Here is a 17,047-nt window from a genome sequence, read left to right as displayed (position 1 = left end):
GAAATAGTTGATAAAGTTATTTCTGTTGCTCTCGATTTGATGAATCCTCAACATTTAAAAAATTGGTTCACTAATTGTTGTTACTGTACCTCATAACACCGGGAAGTGCTGTATATCGTTTGTTAGGTAATGATGGGGGAATTGAATTACAGATAAAAGAAATAGAAAAACTGATTACTCAAGCTTTGGTAACTGCTGCTAGTGTTGAATGCGATCGCTTTGTCAGAGAAAGCCCTAGATTTTATAATGAACGAACTTTTTCTATCTATCAATTTCGACAAGTGTTAGAACAAACTTCCCAAGCGTATGATGCAGAAAGTATAGTTGAGGCTGAACCGGCAATTAGACAATTATTAAAGTTAGATTTTGAACCGAAAGTTTCCCATACTATTCGTCAATCTTTCCGTCAAACTATCAACCAAACTATTAAAACTCAGTTATTACCAATGGGAGAAAAACAAGCAGATGAGATATTACAACAATATCCCCAAGCCCGGGCTTATTTAGAGAAAACATTGCAACAAGAAGCAGGGGAAAAAATTGCCAATAATCAACGTTTGTTAAGTCAAGTTGCGGGAAAAATTGCGGCATATAATACAGCCGTTGCGGGAATTAATGGCTGTTTACAAGCTATGCAGTTATATGAACATTTACTGCCGATAATTGGTGAAGAAGAAGTATAATGTTTTTGGTGAATGCGGGGTTTTTCTGTGTTCACCTAATTTTGATGTTTCGCACAGAGAACAAAGGGTAAGAAAGAAATGGAAGATAATTTTAAAATTATAGATTTTGAACAAAGTGATGTTGTGATTGATTTTGATGGTTATATTTTTAAAGCCAGTCAATTAGATATAGCTTTATCAAAAGTAATCCTAGATAACGGTAGTTTAAAGCACTTAAACCATGAACTAGAACGTATAAAGAGTCGTGTTCTACCATCTGTTAAAAACCCCGATGATTGGATAAATAATGGTGTAGATTGTCAGATTTTAAAACCTAGTAAAAATTGGCAAAAAGGAAAATTAAGAATGAAAGTTTGTCTAGAATTTTGTCCTGACGAACCAGAATCACCCCTTGATGAAGTACGACGTAGATACAACGAAGCTACATCATAAATAAATTAGTCCACGCAGGTGGACTTTGTTTGTGTAGACGCGATTTCTCATCGTCTCAATTGTCTAAATCAGGATTTTATAAAAGGTGAATTTATGTTACAATCAATAATTAATAATATACTTATTAATATAATTAGATAATTAGTGAAGGTGTTGAAAAATAAAAATATAAACACCAAACCACATCCTGTAAATCCTAGATATCTTGATTCAGACAATATAAATCTATGTCAAACAACATCAAAACCAGAATCGAAAAATTCAACAACGGACGCAACCCAGAATTATTAAAATTAAAATACAAGAAACTCGCTACTGATCCATTTTCTTTCTTTCGCGGAACTTGTCATTTATTTTATGAAGACCTTTCTCAAAATTCCGGGATGAATTTAGCACCTTTAACTTGGATTTGTGGAGACCTACATTTAGAAAATTTCGGTAGTTATAAAGGTGACAATCGTTTAGTTTATTTTGATATTAATGATTTTGATGAAGCCGTTATCGCACCTTGTACTTGGGAAATAGTGAGATTTATTACGAGTATTATTGTGGGTTCTCGTACTTTGGGAATAGATGAAAAAGAATCTCTAAATTTAAGTCAACTTTATCTCAAAACTTATTCACAAACTTTGTCCAAAGGAAAAGCTAAAACCGTAGAAAAAGAAACTGCTAAAGGTTTAGTTAAAGATTTATTGGAAAGTTTAAAAAAACGAAATCGTGCTGATTTCTTAAATAAACGTACTCAAGAAAAGAAAGGTAAACGGCGGTTAATTGTTGATAACAAGCGGATTATTCCAGCAACAGCAGCCGAACAAGAAAATGTTGAGAAATTAATTAAAAATTGGCATCATACTACAAATCAAAATGCCGATTTTTATCAAATTCTAGATATTCAAAAACGCATAGCTGGTACTGGTAGTTTAGGTTTAGAACGTTATATCATTTTGGTAGAAGGTAATGGTTCTCCCGATGAAAATTATTTACTAGATTTTAAAGAAACTCAATCCAGTTCTTTACAGCCTTATTTACCAGTTTCTCAGCCACAATGGGAAACTCCAGCTAAAAGAGTTGTCGCTATTCAACAACGTTTACAAGGAACTTCTCCAGCATTATTAGAAGCAATAAATGATAGTGATAAATCCTATCTTTTACGAGAATTACAACCAGAAGAAGATGCAGTAAATCTACAAGCTTGGGATAGAAAATTAGGGCGTTTGCAAAAATTAATTGAAACAATGGCTCAAGTAACAGCTTGGGACCAATTACGCAGTGGAGGGAGACAAGGTTCTGCAATTGCTGATGAATTAATTAATTTTGGTCAATCTTCCTGGCATAATTCTATTTTAGAATATGCAGTTTACTACTCTCAAAAAGTCAACCAAGATTTTCAAGAATTTCGTCAATCAATATAACCCACATTCCGCACCCATTCCCATACCTCCAGAAGTCAGAAACTACATTGTTCAAAGAGATAAATATCAATGTCAAAGCTGCTGCGGTGACATTTTGACACCTAGCCAAACCAGACCACCTTACCTCTTACCTCCGTGTTCTCTGTGCCTCTGTGGTTAGATAAATCTCTTTAAACCACTTAGTTATCCCCTCAGCTAAGGTACGCGCCATTTTCCGCTGTGCTTGGGGATTAACTATCTCCTCAAATTCATAGGGATTACTCATAAAACCCAACTCCAATAATACCGCAGGTGCAACACTGGGACGAGTCAAAGCTAAATTATTCCAAAATACACCATAGTGAGGTTTACGGAGATTGGTAACTACGTAATTTTGCAAAAATACCGCCATGCTGTGGGACTGGGGATGATACCAAAAAGTACCAAATCCTTTAGTATTTTCCGCATCACCATTATCCGGTAAAGAGTTATGATGGATGGAAAGAGCGATCGCTGGTTCTTCTGTATTAATAATTACCTGACGTTCCACCAAAGATAGATCTCGATCATCTTCTCTAGTCATTACCACCTTAGCGCCGCGCTTCACCAATTCATCCCGCAGCAATTTAGAAATTACCAAATTCACATCTTTTTCTAAATACCCATTTGGTCCACTAGCACCAGATTCTTTACCACCATGGCCTGGATCAAGTACAATCTTGATACCAGATAAAGGTCGGCGTTTGATCTGGGGAAAATGGGGGGGATGACGTAAAGTTAAAACTAGAGTTGTATTGTCATATCTCAGCTTATAACCCCACTGTTGGATATTTTTGAGGTTAAAGGTGTATTTCACCTGTTGAGGGCTTACCTGATGCCAATCTAGGCGAGAAATGAGGGGGTTATCATCTAGGCGAATTGTATCTGTTTGGGCAGTAGTATTGTAAAGGGTGAGAGTCAAGAAATTATTTCCCTGTTCTACACTCACAGGAACAGCAATTTCTAAAGGAAAAATCATCTCTGTGGCTGTATTTAGTTGCCGATAGCCCACACTGCGAATCACTGTCTGTGGTGCAACAGCACCTGCTATAATTTTAGTCTCTTTGCTATTAATCCAAGCGCCATAGTCTAAACGCAGCCATTCACCTTCTTTACCCGTTACCGTCGTCATAGTCCCCTTAGGTAAGGGAGTCAGTCGTGAATAATCTGTACCGGGTCCTGTGCGAGTTACGCCTAATTCTGATGTAATTTCTGCAACTGCTAACTGTGCTGGGGACAGAATTTCGATTTTTCCTAACCCAGTTTGAGTTATTCTTTGATCATTCAGTTGTAAATTAAATTCAGGTTTTCCTAAATCAGCAGCATTTGTGACTGTTGTACAACCTTGGTATTTGCTAAGACTAGAACGATTAGGCTGATTGAAACCTGTTAAAATACTCGAATTAGGAGGTAATTGTGCAAATGATGGTTGAGGTAAAAGGGCAATATTTTGATTTACTAGATTTTGATTTACCAGATTAACCCAGATAGTAGCTTGAGGCGGCGCAACTGCACTAAAACAAATTAATTCTCCTGGTAATCTGGCAATATCCACAGCAGGAGTCAAGGAGTTTTTGGCAAAGCCTAAACCTTGGGGTAACTCAGGTTGAGTAGATACCCTGTTAATTTTAAGCTCTCGTTCTTGATTTTGGTAACGGACTTTAAATATATTTTCTCCTAATTGCAAGGGAAAACTGGGGGAAAAATGCCCAGACTGGCTACGTTTAATCACTTTACCATTAATTAAAACTTGTCCTGCCGGCGGCGCAGTACCAATAAAAAATATTTTTTCTGTGCTGGTTTGGTAGTTTGTGGGGGGAAAAACTACTAAAAGTGATTCTCGCGCTAATGCAACCCAGGAGGTGAATAAAAAATTAAATAATACTAATCCTAATAATCCTAAAAGTTTTTTCATGGACAAATACAAGGGTTTTCAGAGTAGGAACTGTGGCAAAATGGGGAAGATGAAATAAAACATCAATTCATCCCGCATACAAGCTTCTAAAATCGTCTACACAAATTCTCACTAGGGACGAAAATCTATTTTTACAAGTTACTAGCAATTGAAAATACTATGACTAAGTTTATCTTTGTGACTGGAGGCGTTGTTTCCAGTATTGGTAAAGGCATTGTAGCAGCAAGTCTGGGTCGTTTGCTCAAATCCCGGGATTATTCCGTTTCCATTCTCAAACTTGACCCCTATATTAACGTTGATCCAGGCACCATGAGTCCTTTTCAGCATGGGGAAGTTTTTGTTACCCAAGACGGTGCAGAAACGGATTTAGATTTGGGACATTATGAACGGTTTACGGATACATCCATGTCTCGCCTAAACAGTGTTACTACTGGCTTGATTTATCAGTCGGTTATTAATAAGGAACGCCGAGGAGACTATAATGGTGGCACTGTTCAAGTAATTCCCCACATTACCAATGAAATTAAAGACCGAATTGTCAGAGTTGCTAAAGAAACTAATCCTTCTGCGGTAATTACAGAAATTGGCGGTACGGTGGGTGATATTGAATCACTACCGTTTTTAGAAGCAATTCGTCAATTACGCAAGGAAGTCGGCCGGCGCAATGTTCTATATATGCACGTTACTCTATTGCCTTGGATTGCTTCAGCAGGGGAAATGAAAACCAAACCCACTCAGCACTCTGTTAAGGAATTGAGATCAATTGGCATTCAACCAGATATTCTAGTATGTCGCAGCGATCGCCCCATTCCTGTAGGTTTGAAACAAAAGTTATCAGAATTTTGCGACGTAGCTGTAGAATGCGTAATTCCTGCCCCAGACGCTCGTAGTATCTATGAAGTACCAGTAATTTTAGAACGGGAAGGACTAGCAGAACAAGTCCTTGATTTGTTGCAAATGGAACAACGTCAACCCAATTTACAAGAATGGGAAACTATGGTAGAACGAATGTATACTCCCAAATACAGCGTCGAAATCGCCATTGTTGGTAAGTATGTCCGGTTAAGTGATGCCTACCTTTCCGTAGTTGAATCCTTACGTCATGCGGCTATTGCTACCCACGGTGATTTGCGTCTGCGGTGGGTAAATTCCGAAGCCCTGGAAACTGAACCAGCAGAAAACTATTTATCCGGTGTAGATGGTATCATAGTTCCCGGCGGTTTTGGTAGTCGAGGCATAGATGGGAAAATTGCGGCCATTAAATACGCCCGCGACCGGCAAATTCCCTTTTTAGGGTTATGCTTAGGAATGCAGTGTTCTGTGATTGAATGGGCTAGAAATGTCGAAGGTCTATCTCATGCCAATAGTGCTGAATTTGATCCAAACACCAATGATCCGGTTATTAATCTTTTACCAGAACAACAAGACGTAGTAGATTTAGGCGGAACAATGCGCTTGGGACTTTATCCCTGTCGGATACTTCCCAACACTCTCGCTTTCCAACTTTATCAAGAAGAAGTTATTTATGAACGCCACCGTCACCGTTATGAGTTTAACAATGTTTACCGAAACCAGTTATTAGATTCTGGTTATTTGGTCAGCGGTACATCTCCCGATGGTAGACTAGTGGAAATAGTCGAATATTCCAAACACCCATTTTTTATCGCTTGTCAATTTCACCCCGAATTTCAATCTCGCCCCAACGCACCCCATCCTTTATTTAAAGGATTTATAACCGCTGCTATTTCTCAAACCCATTCTACTACGAATATACCAAAGCCAGTCAAAGTATCTTAATTTTCCATTATTAGCATTGTCAATGCTAATTTAGCAGCACCCACCATTCCCGCTGCATTTCCTAATTCTGCTGGAAGAATTTGTAACCCTGCGCGGGAAGTTGGTAAAACCCGTTTTTCGATTTCTGCTTGTAATGCAGGTAAGAAAAACTGAAAACTCGCGCTCACACCACCACCAATAATAATTGCCTGGGGTGTCAGCACATAGAGTAAACTTGTTAAACCTCTTCCTAAATCTCTACCATATTCTTGCCAGAAAGTCAAGGCTTTTTGGTCTCCAATTTTGGCAAGTGCGCCTAACTCCGCTGGTTCTTTGCCTGTACGGCGACGGATAGCAGCAATGGAAGTATATTGTTCTAAAGAACCTTGATTGCCACTATTGCACATTGGTCCATCAGGATTTAAGGTAATTAAACCTAATTCTGCTGCTGCTCCTTGATGTCCCACAAATAATTTACCATCGAGAATAATTGCCCCACCAACTCCAGTCCCCAAAGTCAGTAAAATCAAATTGGGGAAATTGCGGCCAGCACCTAACCAAGCTTCTCCTAAACCAGCACAATTAGCATCATTAGCCAAAATTGTCGGTTTACCAGTTTTAGCTTCTAACCAATCTGCCAAAGGTACATTATCCCATCCTACCAGATTAATAGCAACTTTGGCAACTCTTCCCGCAGCATCAGCAGGTCCAGGAGTACCTAAACCGATAGCGATAGTTTCCTGATTAGGGTCAATTTCCGCTATAGCATCTACTATAGCCGATAATACAGCTTCAGGTGTTGCAGGTTGGGGAGTATCTACAGATAAAGATTGCAAACAATTACCATTTGCTGTAAAACGTCCCAACTTAATCCCAGTTCCTCCTAAATCAATACCAATTACTTGTTTTGTCATTAGTCCGTTATCCGTTGTCCGTTATCAATTACCTATTCCCACTTCTATTGATTTTTGCTGATAACTTGTACCTTTGCAAATGGGTATGAAGTTTTATGTACCTGTTGCCAATCTGTAATTGGACTACCTTTTAAAATACCAGATAAAGCTAAAGAAAGCACTAATCCACCTGTAGCAGCCGCAATTAATGTAATATTATCGTTCACAATCATCTCTCAGGTTATTATTTGTCAATTGTTTTTAATTCATTGTCAATTGTTGCTTATCCATTGCCAATTGTTACTTATCCATTGTCAATTGTCAATTATTCTTTCTTTTGAGACGAGGATTAACAAATTCATTTAATCCTTCACCAAGTAATGATAATCCAACCACTAAAGAAGTCATCGCTAAACCAGGAAATAGAGTAGTCCACCAAATGCCTGTAGGTAATGCTTCTAAAGCCTGTTTTAAATCATATCCCCATTCTGGTACTTCTTCAGGTAATCCTAACCCTAAAAATCCTAACCCGCCTAAAACTAAGATAGCATCTGCCGCATTGAGAGTAAATAGAACAGGTACGCTTTGAATGACATTTAAAAACAGATATCTTGATAAGACAACCCAAGTAGAAGCGCCCATTGCTTGTGCCGCTTCGATGTATACTTCAGTTTTGACGCTGACTGTATGGTTACGAACGACCCGATAATATTGGGGGATATAGGCTATACTAATAGCGATCGCTGCATTTAAAATTCCTCTTCCCACCACAAAAGCCAATGTTACTGACAGTAATAACCCTGGTAAAGTATAAATACTATCCATGAGGAATAATAGAGCTTTATCTAATTTTCCCCCCAAATAACCACTTACCATCCCCAAAGGTACACCGATGATCATGCTCAAAGATGTTGCTAAAGTCACAACTTGTAGCGCAGCTTGAACACCAAACACACTACGGGAAAAAACATCATAACCTAAACGACTTGTTCCAAACCAGTGTTGAGCGGAAGGTGCTTGATGAATAGGGTGAGAAAGAAATTCCTTAGGGTTTTGTAACCAGCCCCAACTTTGAAAAATAGGAGCAAAAAAGGCTAAGAAGATGAAAAAGAGAGTTATACCCAGACCAATCTGCATTAATCGCTGAGATAGGCTGGGATTCTTCGTAAATTTCCAGAAATTTGGTAATTGCTTTTTTGTAATCGTCATCTAAACACCAGCTTGAAAAATTTGATTAACAGTTAAACTCAACTCTGGACAACACCTGCTATATGTTTAGTTGATTATGGCATGACAGGGCGGTGGTTAGCCGGGATTTTTAGTTAAGCCTTTTCAGCTCTGCATGATCAAAAGTGGTACAGCGATTATAATCTGCTATATTAATGTCATGAGGTACACCTTTGGCGAGCAAGATGCCCGCACCACAAGATTTTTATTATTAAATTAATATCTATACCTTATCATATCGGAAACTGCTCTATTATATTTCCAATTCCCTGAAATATTAAACTATTATCTACAATTAATCGGGTTGCTATCTCTGGAAATTGTTGCTCAAGATGGTTTTTTAATAACTTACTATCACCACCAGTTATGATCATCTGACTATCAGGAAATAACCCCCACCAAGCCTCAATAAAATCTTTTATCCCACTTAATAAAGTGTAAATTACTCCACTTGCAATAGCCTCTGATGTATTCATCGCAAATCGTGGTGGTAAATTGGTCATTAAACTAGTTTCTAATAATGGTAATTGTCCCGTTTTTTGTCCTAAACTGCTCAATTGTAACCCCAAACCCGGTAAAATTGCTCCCCCAAGTAAACATTTATTACCGTCTACACCTGTAAAAGTCAATGCTGTACCGCCATCAATTACTAATGTGGGAAATCCCCAAGTTATCCCTGCACCCCATAACGCTAAAGCGCGATCAATTCCTAATGTCGGGTACATTCTCTGTAATGGTACATCTGCTAGGGTAATCAAACGCAAATAGGGGTAAATTTGCCAAAGTGCGGTTTGCTGGGGAACAACAGAAGCAAAAATCACAGGTACAGGATAATCTGGGGAAATAGGAAGAATATCCCCAGGTAAAGAAATCACTCTCAACCAATTATCTAATGTTGGAAATTGCGCTAATTGTTGGATAATAAATGCAGATGGATGAAATGTATTCCCAGTTAGGTATAGGGTTTTATCTATGAATAATCCCCAATGAACACGGGAATTACCAATTATTAATGCTAAGGAAAGATGCTGTTGATTTTTTGCAGGAGAATGATTTGCCAATGTTTTAATTTTCTTAACTGAACTATAGGTTTTTTAATAATAATTAATAATAAACCTGTGCCACAATAGGAGAAAGGCATAAATACTCAATTTATTAAGGAGGGGCGTTATGGTATTGCTCACAGAAAAGTTAAAAAAGCGTTTGACTATAAATACCATAGATATCAGTGAAAATACTACAGCGATTCGCTCTTTAGACTGGGACAGAGATCGCTTTGATATTGAGTTTGGTTTGCAAAATGGCACAACATACAACTCTTTTCTAATTCGTGGTGAGAAAATAGCCCTAGTTGATACCTCCCATGAAAAATTTCGCCAACTTTATTTTGATACCCTCACTGGTTTAATTAATCCCCAAGATATTGACTATTTGATTGTCAGTCACACTGAACCAGATCACAGTGGACTAGTAAAAGATTTATTACAACTCGCTCCGAATATAACCGTTGTTGCGTCAAAAGTAGCAATTCAGTTTTTAGAAGATTTGGTACACCAACCATTTAAGCGTAAAATTGTTAAAAATAGCGATCGCTTGGAATTAGGCAATGGCCATGAATTAGAATTTGTCATTGCTCCGAACTTACACTGGCCTGATACCATTTTCACCTTCGACCACAAAACCCAAATTCTCTACACCTGCGACGCTTTCGGTTTACATTACTGCTCAGAAAGTACCTTTGATGACGACTTAGCAGCCATAGAAGCCGATTTTCAATATTACTATGATTGTTTGATGGGACCAAATGCCCGTTCTGTCTTGTCCGCAATGAAGCGTATGGCAGAATTAACAACCATTCGCATGATTGCCACCGGTCACGGACCCCTATTATACCACAATGTGGAAGAATTGACAAGCCGTTATCGCCACTGGAGTCAAGGACAAACCAAAGCCGAAACCCCCGTAGGCATATTTTACGTCTCCGAGTACGGTTTTGGCACGCAAATAGCCCAATCTATCGCTAATGGGATTACAAAAACTGGTGTCCCTGTCGAAATAGTAGATTTAGCCAGCGTTAACGAACTACAAGAACTCCGGGAACTGGTAGGACGTTGTACAGGTTTAGTAGTAGGAATGCCTCCAGTATCAGGTAATTCTACCATTCAAGCGGCACTCAGCACCGTTTTAGGTTCCGCCAAAGAAAAACAAGCCATTGGCATTTTTGAAACCGGTGGAGGAGATGATGAACCTACCTATCCCATATTAAATAAATTCCGGGCTTTAGGCTTAAATATCGCTTTCCCCGTCATTGAAATTCGGGAAACACCCACAGCCAACACCTATAAAAAGTGTGAAGAAGCGGGTACAGACTTAGGACAATGGGTGACAAGAGATAAAAGCATCAAAGCCATGAAATCTCTTGCGGCTGATTTAGATAAAGCCTTGGGCAGAATTAGCGGCGGTTTATATATTATCACAGCCAAAAAAGACGACGTATCCAGCGCCATGTTAGCTTCCTGGGTCAGTCAAGCCAGCTTTAAACCCTTGGGCTTTTCCATCGCAGTCGCCAAAGATCGAGCGATAGAATCACTGATGCAAGTAGGCGATCGCTTCGTTCTGAATATACTCGAAGAAGGCAACTATCAACCATTAATGAAACATTTCTTAAAAAGATTTGCCCCCGGTGCTGATCGTTTTCAAGGAGTGAAAACCCAACCTGCGGAAAATGGCGCACCTATACTTACAGATGCCCTAGCTTACGTAGAATGTGAAGTAGTCAGCCGCATGGATTGTGGTGATCATTGGGCAGTATACAGCACAGCCTACGCCGGTAGAGTATCAAATCCCGATGCCATGACAGCCGTACACCACCGGAAAGTCGGGAATCACTATTAAAACCCCACCCCTAACCCCTCCCCGCAAGCGAGGAGGGGGATAAGAGGGTTTTGTCTGGGTTAAAAACTATGACACAAAAGTTAGTTATAGATTAAGATTTATCACTGAGGTATTGTTATAAACAAAAGCAATATATAAGTATTCTTATGGAACAATCCTAACTATCAGGAAAACAAACTCTATGAAAACAAAATCTTTGTCGAAATCTTTTTTGCCATTAGTTATTAGTAGTGCTGTTGCTGGTATCATCTCCAGTATTGCATCTCCAGCACAGGCTATAGTGTGGAATTGGTCTTACGAGGGGACTGATGTGACTGCAAGTGGAACACTGACAACCACTGATAACCATACAACTAATGGATTTTATACTATTTCGGGCATCACCGGACAACGAAATGGTTATACCATAACGGGACTTGTTCCAGCCCACTCAGGAAACGGTAATATATGGTGGAACAATGACAATGGTTTCACTGGGTCGCAACCTTCTGATAACGGAATTTCTTATTATGTGGGGGGAGTGCAATTTGGGGAGGTGAGTTTATTTAGCGCCAGCGCGTATCGAACGGGTTTATTGCAAGGGATAATTGAAAGTACAATCAATACAAGTAATGAAGAAGTTAGTTTTTCTGCTACCCCTGTCCCCTTTGAAACAGGATACGCAACTATACCTGGTTGCACGCTAGTATTTGTACTAGCCATAGGTGCGAAAAAGGTCAGACAAAAGATAGCATTAAAAACCCGCGTTGTCAAGCCAGTGGAGACGATTAGCTAGATTTCCAGGCACAATAAAAAAATAGCCAACGGAGAAGGTATCTATGGATATCTTATGGAAATCGCACTATACCAATTACCAATTACCCAATTACCAATTACCAATTACCAATGACCACTAAACCCCGTGATGTACAAATATTGCCCATTGGTACAGATACCATAATATTGCGATCGCGCAGTTGGGCCAGATTAAGATTTGAAATTGAATATGCTTTAGCTAAGGGAACAACGGCTAATTCTTATCTCATCCAAGGCGATAAAAATGCCCTTATTGACCCCCCTGGCGAAACTTTTACCGAAATCTACCTCCAAGCCTTACAACAGCGGTTTAATGTCAAAAATCTCGATTATGTGATCCTTGGTCACGTTAACCCCAACCGGGCTGCGACGTTAAAAGCTTTACTGGAAATTGCACCCCAAATTACCTTTGTTTGTTCTAACCCCGGAGCGATAAATTTACGCGCTGCTTTGGAAAATCAGGATTTATCAATTCTGGTTATGCGGGGGGAAGATACCCTTGATTTAGGTAAAGGACACCATTTACAATTTATTCCCACTCCTAACCCCCGTTACGCTGACGAACTTTGCACCTGGGACCGGCAAACAGAGATTTTATTTTCTGATAAACTATTTGGGGCGCATATTTGCTCAGATCAGGTTTTTGATGAAGGTTGGGAGGTGTTTAATGAGGATAGACGCTATTATTTTGACTGTTTAATGGCACCTCACGCTAAACAAGTCGAAACAGCTTTAGAAAAATTAGCAGATTTGTCCGTGCGAATGTACGCTACGGGTCATGGTCCAATTGTGCGCTATGGTTTAATTGATATTACCAAGGGTTACAGAGAATGGACTAAACAGCAAACCTCCGCTGATATGACCGTGGCTTTAATTTATGCCTCAGCCTATGGTAATACTGCAACTTTAGCACAAGCGATCGCTCGCGGTATCACTAAGGCTGGTGTGAGTGTCGAGGCCATTAACTGCGAATTTACCGAACCCGAAGAAATCAAAGCTGCTGTGGAAAAATCCGCCGGTTTTGTCATAGGTTCTCCCACCTTAGGAGGACACGCACCCACACCGGTGCAAACAGCTTTAGGAATAGTCCTCTCAACTGCGACTAATAATAAATTAGCGGGGGTATTTGGTTCTTTTGGCTGGAGTGGGGAAGCGGTTGATTTAATTGAAAGTAAACTTAAAGACGCAGGATACAGATTTGGTTTTGACACCATTCGCGTCAAATTCAAACCCAATGAAGTCACCTTACAAACCTGCGAAGAAGCGGGAACCGATTTTGCTCAAGCATTGAAAAAAGCGGCGAAAAGATTAGTTGTAGCTAAACAACCTGCTACAAATGTAGAACAAGCCGTGGGGCGCATAGTTGGTTCTTTGTGTGTAGTTACAGCAACTCAAGGAGATGTTAAAACGGGAATGTTAGCTTCTTGGGTGACACAAGCTAGTTTTAATCCGCCAGGTTTAACTATTGCGGTTGCTAAAGACCGGGCTATGGAAAACATGACGCACACCAATAACAAATTTGTCGTTAACATCTTAGCGGAAGGGAGAGAAATCCGTAAGCAGTTTATGAAGGTTTATGCTCCCGGACAAGATAGATTTGCGGGTTTAGACATTCAAGAAGCCAACAATGGAGGTATTATTATCAATGGTGCTTTAGCTTATCTAGAATGTTCCGTACAAAGTCGCATGGAAGCTGGTGATCATTGGTTAGTTTATGCGACTGTTGATGATGGTAAAGTCTTAAATCAAGATGGTGTCACAGCGATACATCATCGCAAATCAGCGAGTTATTATTAACACCTTACGTCTTAGCCCCTCTAGGATTAGATAGAGGGGTAATTTTTTTACGCTATGATGTAAAATGTCTGCTAATATTTTTGATCACTTTAAATAATGCTTGATTTTCAACAATTAGAACCTCAAATACCAAATCATCAAACACAAAATATTGAAATTGAACATATTAACACCCAAATATACCAGCACTTTGCTGATAAATTCTGCATAGAAGATGTTCTCAACCGGAAGATTGTTAGTTTTCAGGCTAATAAACTTAAACCTATTTACCGATGGTACAAATATAAAGAAGCTTTTTCTGCTTCATTGGTAGAATATTTACTAGATAAATATATAATCGAATCTGGCGAAATATTAGACCCTTTTGCTGGTAGTGGAACAACTTTATTTGCAGCTAGTAATATAGGATTAAATGCTGATGGAATTGAATTACTCCCTATTGGAAAAGAAATTATAAATACTAGGCTCATCTTAGAACAAGAATTTACAGCAGATGATTTCACAAAAATTTTATATTGGTCTAAAAATTGTCCTTGGGAGAAATCAAAGACTCAACAAAATATTCAAGAAATAAAAATTACGACAGGTGCATATCCTCAAGAGACATTAAACGAAATTCAAAAATATATCGGTGCTTACCAAAATGAAAATTGCAGAGTCAAGCAAGTATTACAATTTGCACTATTATGTGTTTTGGAAGCAATTAGTTACACTCGCAAAGATGGGCAATATTTACGTTGGGATTATCGTTCTAGTCGTCAACAAGGTAATATACCTTTTAACAAAGGAGAAATTCTCAGCTTTAAACAGGCAATTAGTATTAAAATTACGGAAATTTTAGCAGATATTCAAACTGGTAGTCAACAAGGTGAACTTTTTCCCAGTAAAACTAAACAAGGTGGGATTCGTTTGTTTACAGGTTCTAGCTTAGATATAATGCCACAATTGCCAAATTCTTATTATGATGTAATTCTTACTTCTCCTCCTTATTGCAACCGTTATGATTACACTAGAACTTATGCTTTAGAACTCGCTTTGTTAGGAGTAGGACAAGAGGAAATAGTCAATTTTAGACAACAAATGTTAAGTTGTACAGTTGAGAATAGACCGAAAGATCTATTAGCAATTAATTCTCAATGGTCAAATGCTATTTTGGCTACAGATAAACAGAAATTACTCCAAGTTATTTTGCAATATTTGGAAGAACAAAAATCCAAAAAACAATTAAATAATAATAGTATTCCGAGAATGGTAAAAGGTTATTTTTATGAAATGGCTTGCATAATTTATGAATGTTATCGAGTCATGAAACCACAAGGGCTGATGTTTATGATTAATGATAATGTGCGTTATGCTGGTGTGAGTATTTCAGTGGATATGATTTTATCGAATATAGCTGAGTATCTGGGATTTAAAGTAGAAAATATTTTAGTTTTACCCAATACTAAAGGCAATAGTAGCCAGCAAATGGGGCTACATGGACGTGATGCACTGAGAAAATGCGTTTATGTTTGGAGAAAAGTTTAATTTCATCAAATTAAGGTAATTAAAATTGGCATATAAAAATCATTTAAATACAGGTCTTGATTTAGTAACAGCTTATGAAAAAACTAGAGCTGGTTTTGTTGCTTTAGCTATTGAAAGAAACCGTCGGGCTACACCATTGATTGATCAAGCAAGAGTATTAAAAACTATTGCTTCTCAAGTTAATAGTCCTGCTGATTTAATTAATCTGGTAGAAATACAACCTGCTTTATTAGCTGCATCTGGAATTTCTGATAAAGCGAGAGGTTATTTACAGCCACAGGATAAAATACAAGCTATCCAAGGATTAATTAAGGAGTTTTTAGAACCAGCAGGTTCAGATTTTATAGAAGAATTAGTTTATAGATTTTTGTTAACAAGAGGAGATACGCTAGGTGGTTCAATGAGAAATGTGGGTGGAGTGTTAGCACAGCGTAAATTCACTCGCGCAATTTTGGCTAATCTTGCACTTGCTAATATTTCTTATTATTGGTTACATTCTACAACTAAAACATGGATTCCGATGACAGAAGAAGATGCAGGAATAGATTTATATGTGAAGGGTTTAAGTTGGTCTATTGGCAACAAAAATAGAACAATAATTTATAATATTACAGTTCCTTTAGTGAAAAGTAATATTGATGTTTGTCTTTTCAACTGTGGTTATCAACAAATTTCTCCAACAATTTATAAAATTCCCAATCTTTATATTACACTGGGAGAATTAAAAGGAGGAATTGATCCTGCTGGTGCTGATGAACACTGGAAAACAGCGAGAACTGCTTTATCTCGAATATGGAAGGCATTTTCTCAAGTTGATTTGTCACCACATACATTTTTCATTGGTGCAGCTATTGAAAAACGTATGGCTGAAGAAATATGGAATAATTTAGAATCTGGTAAATTGAGCAATGCTGCTAATATGACAAATGATACTCAAGTTGACTCGATCTGTCACTGGTTAATCAGTTTATAGGATTTCCCAGAATACAAGCCATTTTATCCGATCTTGTCCTGCCACTTGAGGCAGGGCCTCATCAACTGCATTCCTAGTCTCTGACTAGGAACAAGAGCAAGGTTTAATCAAAATTACCAGCTTTAAAAATTTGTTCAGCAGTCAACTTTAATTCTGGGAAAGTTGATGATAGGATCAATTCACTACCTGTAAATTGACTAACTTGGTATTCTCCCTCTATCAGTTGATGAATGGAAATAGTTGGTTGTTTAGGACTACCAATAAACCTTTTACTTCCCAGTGCTAAATAATCCACAATCCAATATTCAGGAATACCTAATTTTTCATAATCTCCCAGTTTTTTATAATAATCATCTTGCCAATTTGTACTCACAACTTCAATAACTAAAGGAATAGAATCAGGGTCAGAAATTACTGCTGATTTTCTCCAGTTTGGGTCATTCGCTAAAATGTTTCTATTGATTACTAACACATCTGGTAAATAACTAGATTCGCTTCCTGGTGGTTTAACAAAAGTAGTTTTTGGGATTCCATAAGGTAGATTCAAGGGTAAATACTCAGCCGTGATTCTCTCAGCTAAAAAGCAAATAATACAGCAGTTTCCGAAGTTATGAGGTACAGTTAGTAATAATAAAGATAATACTGTCATGAAAGCATATTCAGTGGATCTCCGAGAAAAAATAGTTGCAGCCCATATTGAGGAA

General features: G+C 38.3%; 14 protein-coding genes and 1 pseudogene. 9 read left to right on the top strand and 6 right to left on the bottom strand.

Annotation, left to right across the window (positions count from 1 at the left end; all coding sequences use genetic code 11):
* Positions 1–110 precede the first annotated feature (110 nt).
* The 3 genes and pseudogenes from H6F62_RS19505 to H6F62_RS19495 all read left to right on the top strand — a co-directional run.
* A pseudogene (locus H6F62_RS19505) lies at positions 111–683 on the top strand (dynamin family protein); the annotation flags it as partial.
* A 78-nt stretch (positions 684–761) separates the two neighbouring features.
* Positions 762–1,115 (top strand): KGK domain-containing protein, encoded by a 354-nt coding sequence (locus tag H6F62_RS19500; RefSeq protein ID WP_137907251.1) that lies wholly within the window; start codon positions 762–764, stop codon positions 1,113–1,115.
* 227 nt (positions 1,116–1,342) lie between these two features.
* A complete protein-coding gene (locus H6F62_RS19495) occupies positions 1,343–2,527 on the top strand; it encodes a DUF2252 domain-containing protein (RefSeq protein ID WP_190372763.1) in 1,185 nt (394 codons plus the stop codon).
* 127 nt (positions 2,528–2,654) lie between these two features.
* Here H6F62_RS19495 and H6F62_RS19490 read toward each other — a convergent pair whose 3' ends face one another.
* Positions 2,655–4,460 (bottom strand): N-acetylmuramoyl-L-alanine amidase, encoded by a 1,806-nt coding sequence (locus H6F62_RS19490; RefSeq protein ID WP_190372762.1) that lies wholly within the window; start codon positions 4,458–4,460, stop codon positions 2,655–2,657.
* Between the two features lie 159 nt (positions 4,461–4,619).
* Between H6F62_RS19490 and H6F62_RS19485 the strand changes: the two genes are divergently transcribed.
* Entirely contained in the window at positions 4,620–6,257 is a 1,638-nt protein-coding gene (locus H6F62_RS19485) for a CTP synthase (protein ID WP_137907255.1), read from the top strand.
* Here H6F62_RS19485 and H6F62_RS19480 read toward each other — a convergent pair.
* The 4 genes from H6F62_RS19480 to H6F62_RS19465 all read right to left on the bottom strand — a co-directional run bounded on the left by H6F62_RS19480 (position 6,254) and on the right by H6F62_RS19465 (position 9,417).
* A complete protein-coding gene (locus H6F62_RS19480) occupies positions 6,254–7,150 on the bottom strand; it encodes an ROK family protein (protein ID WP_137907256.1) in 897 nt (298 codons plus the stop codon). The genes H6F62_RS19485 and H6F62_RS19480 overlap by 4 nt on opposite strands.
* Before the next feature lie 44 nt (positions 7,151–7,194).
* Positions 7,195–7,356: a hypothetical protein gene (locus H6F62_RS19475; RefSeq protein WP_168358792.1), complete on the bottom strand. Its 162-nt coding sequence runs from the start codon at positions 7,354–7,356 to the stop codon at positions 7,195–7,197.
* A 94-nt stretch (positions 7,357–7,450) separates the two neighbouring features.
* On the bottom strand, positions 7,451–8,338 hold the full coding sequence (locus H6F62_RS19470) for an ABC transporter permease (protein WP_137907257.1): 888 nt from the start codon (positions 8,336–8,338) through the stop codon (positions 7,451–7,453).
* 251 nt (positions 8,339–8,589) lie between these two features.
* Positions 8,590–9,417, bottom strand: a complete 828-nt coding sequence (locus H6F62_RS19465; RefSeq protein WP_190372761.1) for a pantothenate kinase — start codon at positions 9,415–9,417, stop codon at positions 8,590–8,592.
* A 109-nt stretch (positions 9,418–9,526) separates the two neighbouring features.
* Here H6F62_RS19465 and H6F62_RS19460 point away from each other — a divergent pair, with 109 nt between their 5' ends.
* The 5 genes from H6F62_RS19460 (at position 9,527) to H6F62_RS19440 (ending at position 16,343) form a co-directional block, all read left to right on the top strand.
* Positions 9,527–11,251: a diflavin flavoprotein gene (locus H6F62_RS19460; RefSeq protein WP_190372760.1), complete on the top strand. Its 1,725-nt coding sequence runs from the start codon at positions 9,527–9,529 to the stop codon at positions 11,249–11,251.
* Between the two features lie 181 nt (positions 11,252–11,432).
* The gene (locus H6F62_RS19455) at positions 11,433–12,026 is read left to right on the top strand and encodes a hypothetical protein (protein WP_190372759.1); all 594 of its coding nucleotides are present in this window, start codon (positions 11,433–11,435) and stop codon (positions 12,024–12,026) included.
* 110 nt (positions 12,027–12,136) lie between these two features.
* Positions 12,137–13,843, top strand: a complete 1,707-nt coding sequence (locus H6F62_RS19450) for a diflavin flavoprotein (RefSeq protein WP_190372758.1) — start codon at positions 12,137–12,139, stop codon at positions 13,841–13,843.
* Between the two features lie 96 nt (positions 13,844–13,939).
* Positions 13,940–15,370: a DNA methyltransferase gene (locus H6F62_RS19445; RefSeq protein ID WP_137907265.1), complete on the top strand. Its 1,431-nt coding sequence runs from the start codon at positions 13,940–13,942 to the stop codon at positions 15,368–15,370.
* A 25-nt stretch (positions 15,371–15,395) separates the two neighbouring features.
* Entirely contained in the window at positions 15,396–16,343 is a 948-nt protein-coding gene (locus H6F62_RS19440; RefSeq protein ID WP_028091570.1) for an AvaI/BsoBI family type II restriction endonuclease, read from the top strand.
* Positions 16,344–16,446: 103 nt separating this feature from the next.
* Here the strand turns inward: H6F62_RS19440 and H6F62_RS19435 are convergent, their stop codons facing one another.
* Positions 16,447–17,040, bottom strand: a complete 594-nt coding sequence (locus H6F62_RS19435) for a Uma2 family endonuclease (RefSeq protein ID WP_347238725.1) — start codon at positions 17,038–17,040, stop codon at positions 16,447–16,449.
* Positions 17,041–17,047 lie beyond the last annotated feature (7 nt).

The organism is Anabaena sp. FACHB-1391, from assembly GCF_014696755.1.
Lineage (GTDB): Bacteria > Cyanobacteriota > Cyanobacteriia > Cyanobacteriales > Nostocaceae > Dolichospermum > Dolichospermum planctonicum.
This window is presented reverse-complemented; position numbering and strand designations above follow the sequence as displayed.

What these genes read in the sequence shown, in the direction of transcription:
- H6F62_RS19455 (WP_190372759.1), top strand. Translation starts at nt 11,433, where the DNA reads ATGAAAACAAAATCTTTGTCGAAATCTTTTTTGCCATTAGTTATTAGT.
- H6F62_RS19495 (WP_190372763.1), top strand. Translation starts at nt 1,343, where the DNA reads ATGTCAAACAACATCAAAACCAGAATCGAAAAATTCAACAACGGACGC.
- H6F62_RS19445 (WP_137907265.1), top strand. Translation starts at nt 13,940, where the DNA reads ATGCTTGATTTTCAACAATTAGAACCTCAAATACCAAATCATCAAACA.
- H6F62_RS19470 (WP_137907257.1), bottom strand. Translation starts at nt 8,338, where the DNA reads ATGACGATTACAAAAAAGCAATTACCAAATTTCTGGAAATTTACGAAG.
- H6F62_RS19485 (WP_137907255.1), top strand. Translation starts at nt 4,620, where the DNA reads ATGACTAAGTTTATCTTTGTGACTGGAGGCGTTGTTTCCAGTATTGGT.
- H6F62_RS19450 (WP_190372758.1), top strand. Translation starts at nt 12,137, where the DNA reads ATGACCACTAAACCCCGTGATGTACAAATATTGCCCATTGGTACAGAT.
- H6F62_RS19460 (WP_190372760.1), top strand. Translation starts at nt 9,527, where the DNA reads ATGGTATTGCTCACAGAAAAGTTAAAAAAGCGTTTGACTATAAATACC.
- H6F62_RS19500 (WP_137907251.1), top strand. Translation starts at nt 762, where the DNA reads ATGGAAGATAATTTTAAAATTATAGATTTTGAACAAAGTGATGTTGTG.
- H6F62_RS19480 (WP_137907256.1), bottom strand. Translation starts at nt 7,150, where the DNA reads ATGACAAAACAAGTAATTGGTATTGATTTAGGAGGAACTGGGATTAAG.
- H6F62_RS19490 (WP_190372762.1), bottom strand. Translation starts at nt 4,460, where the DNA reads ATGAAAAAACTTTTAGGATTATTAGGATTAGTATTATTTAATTTTTTA.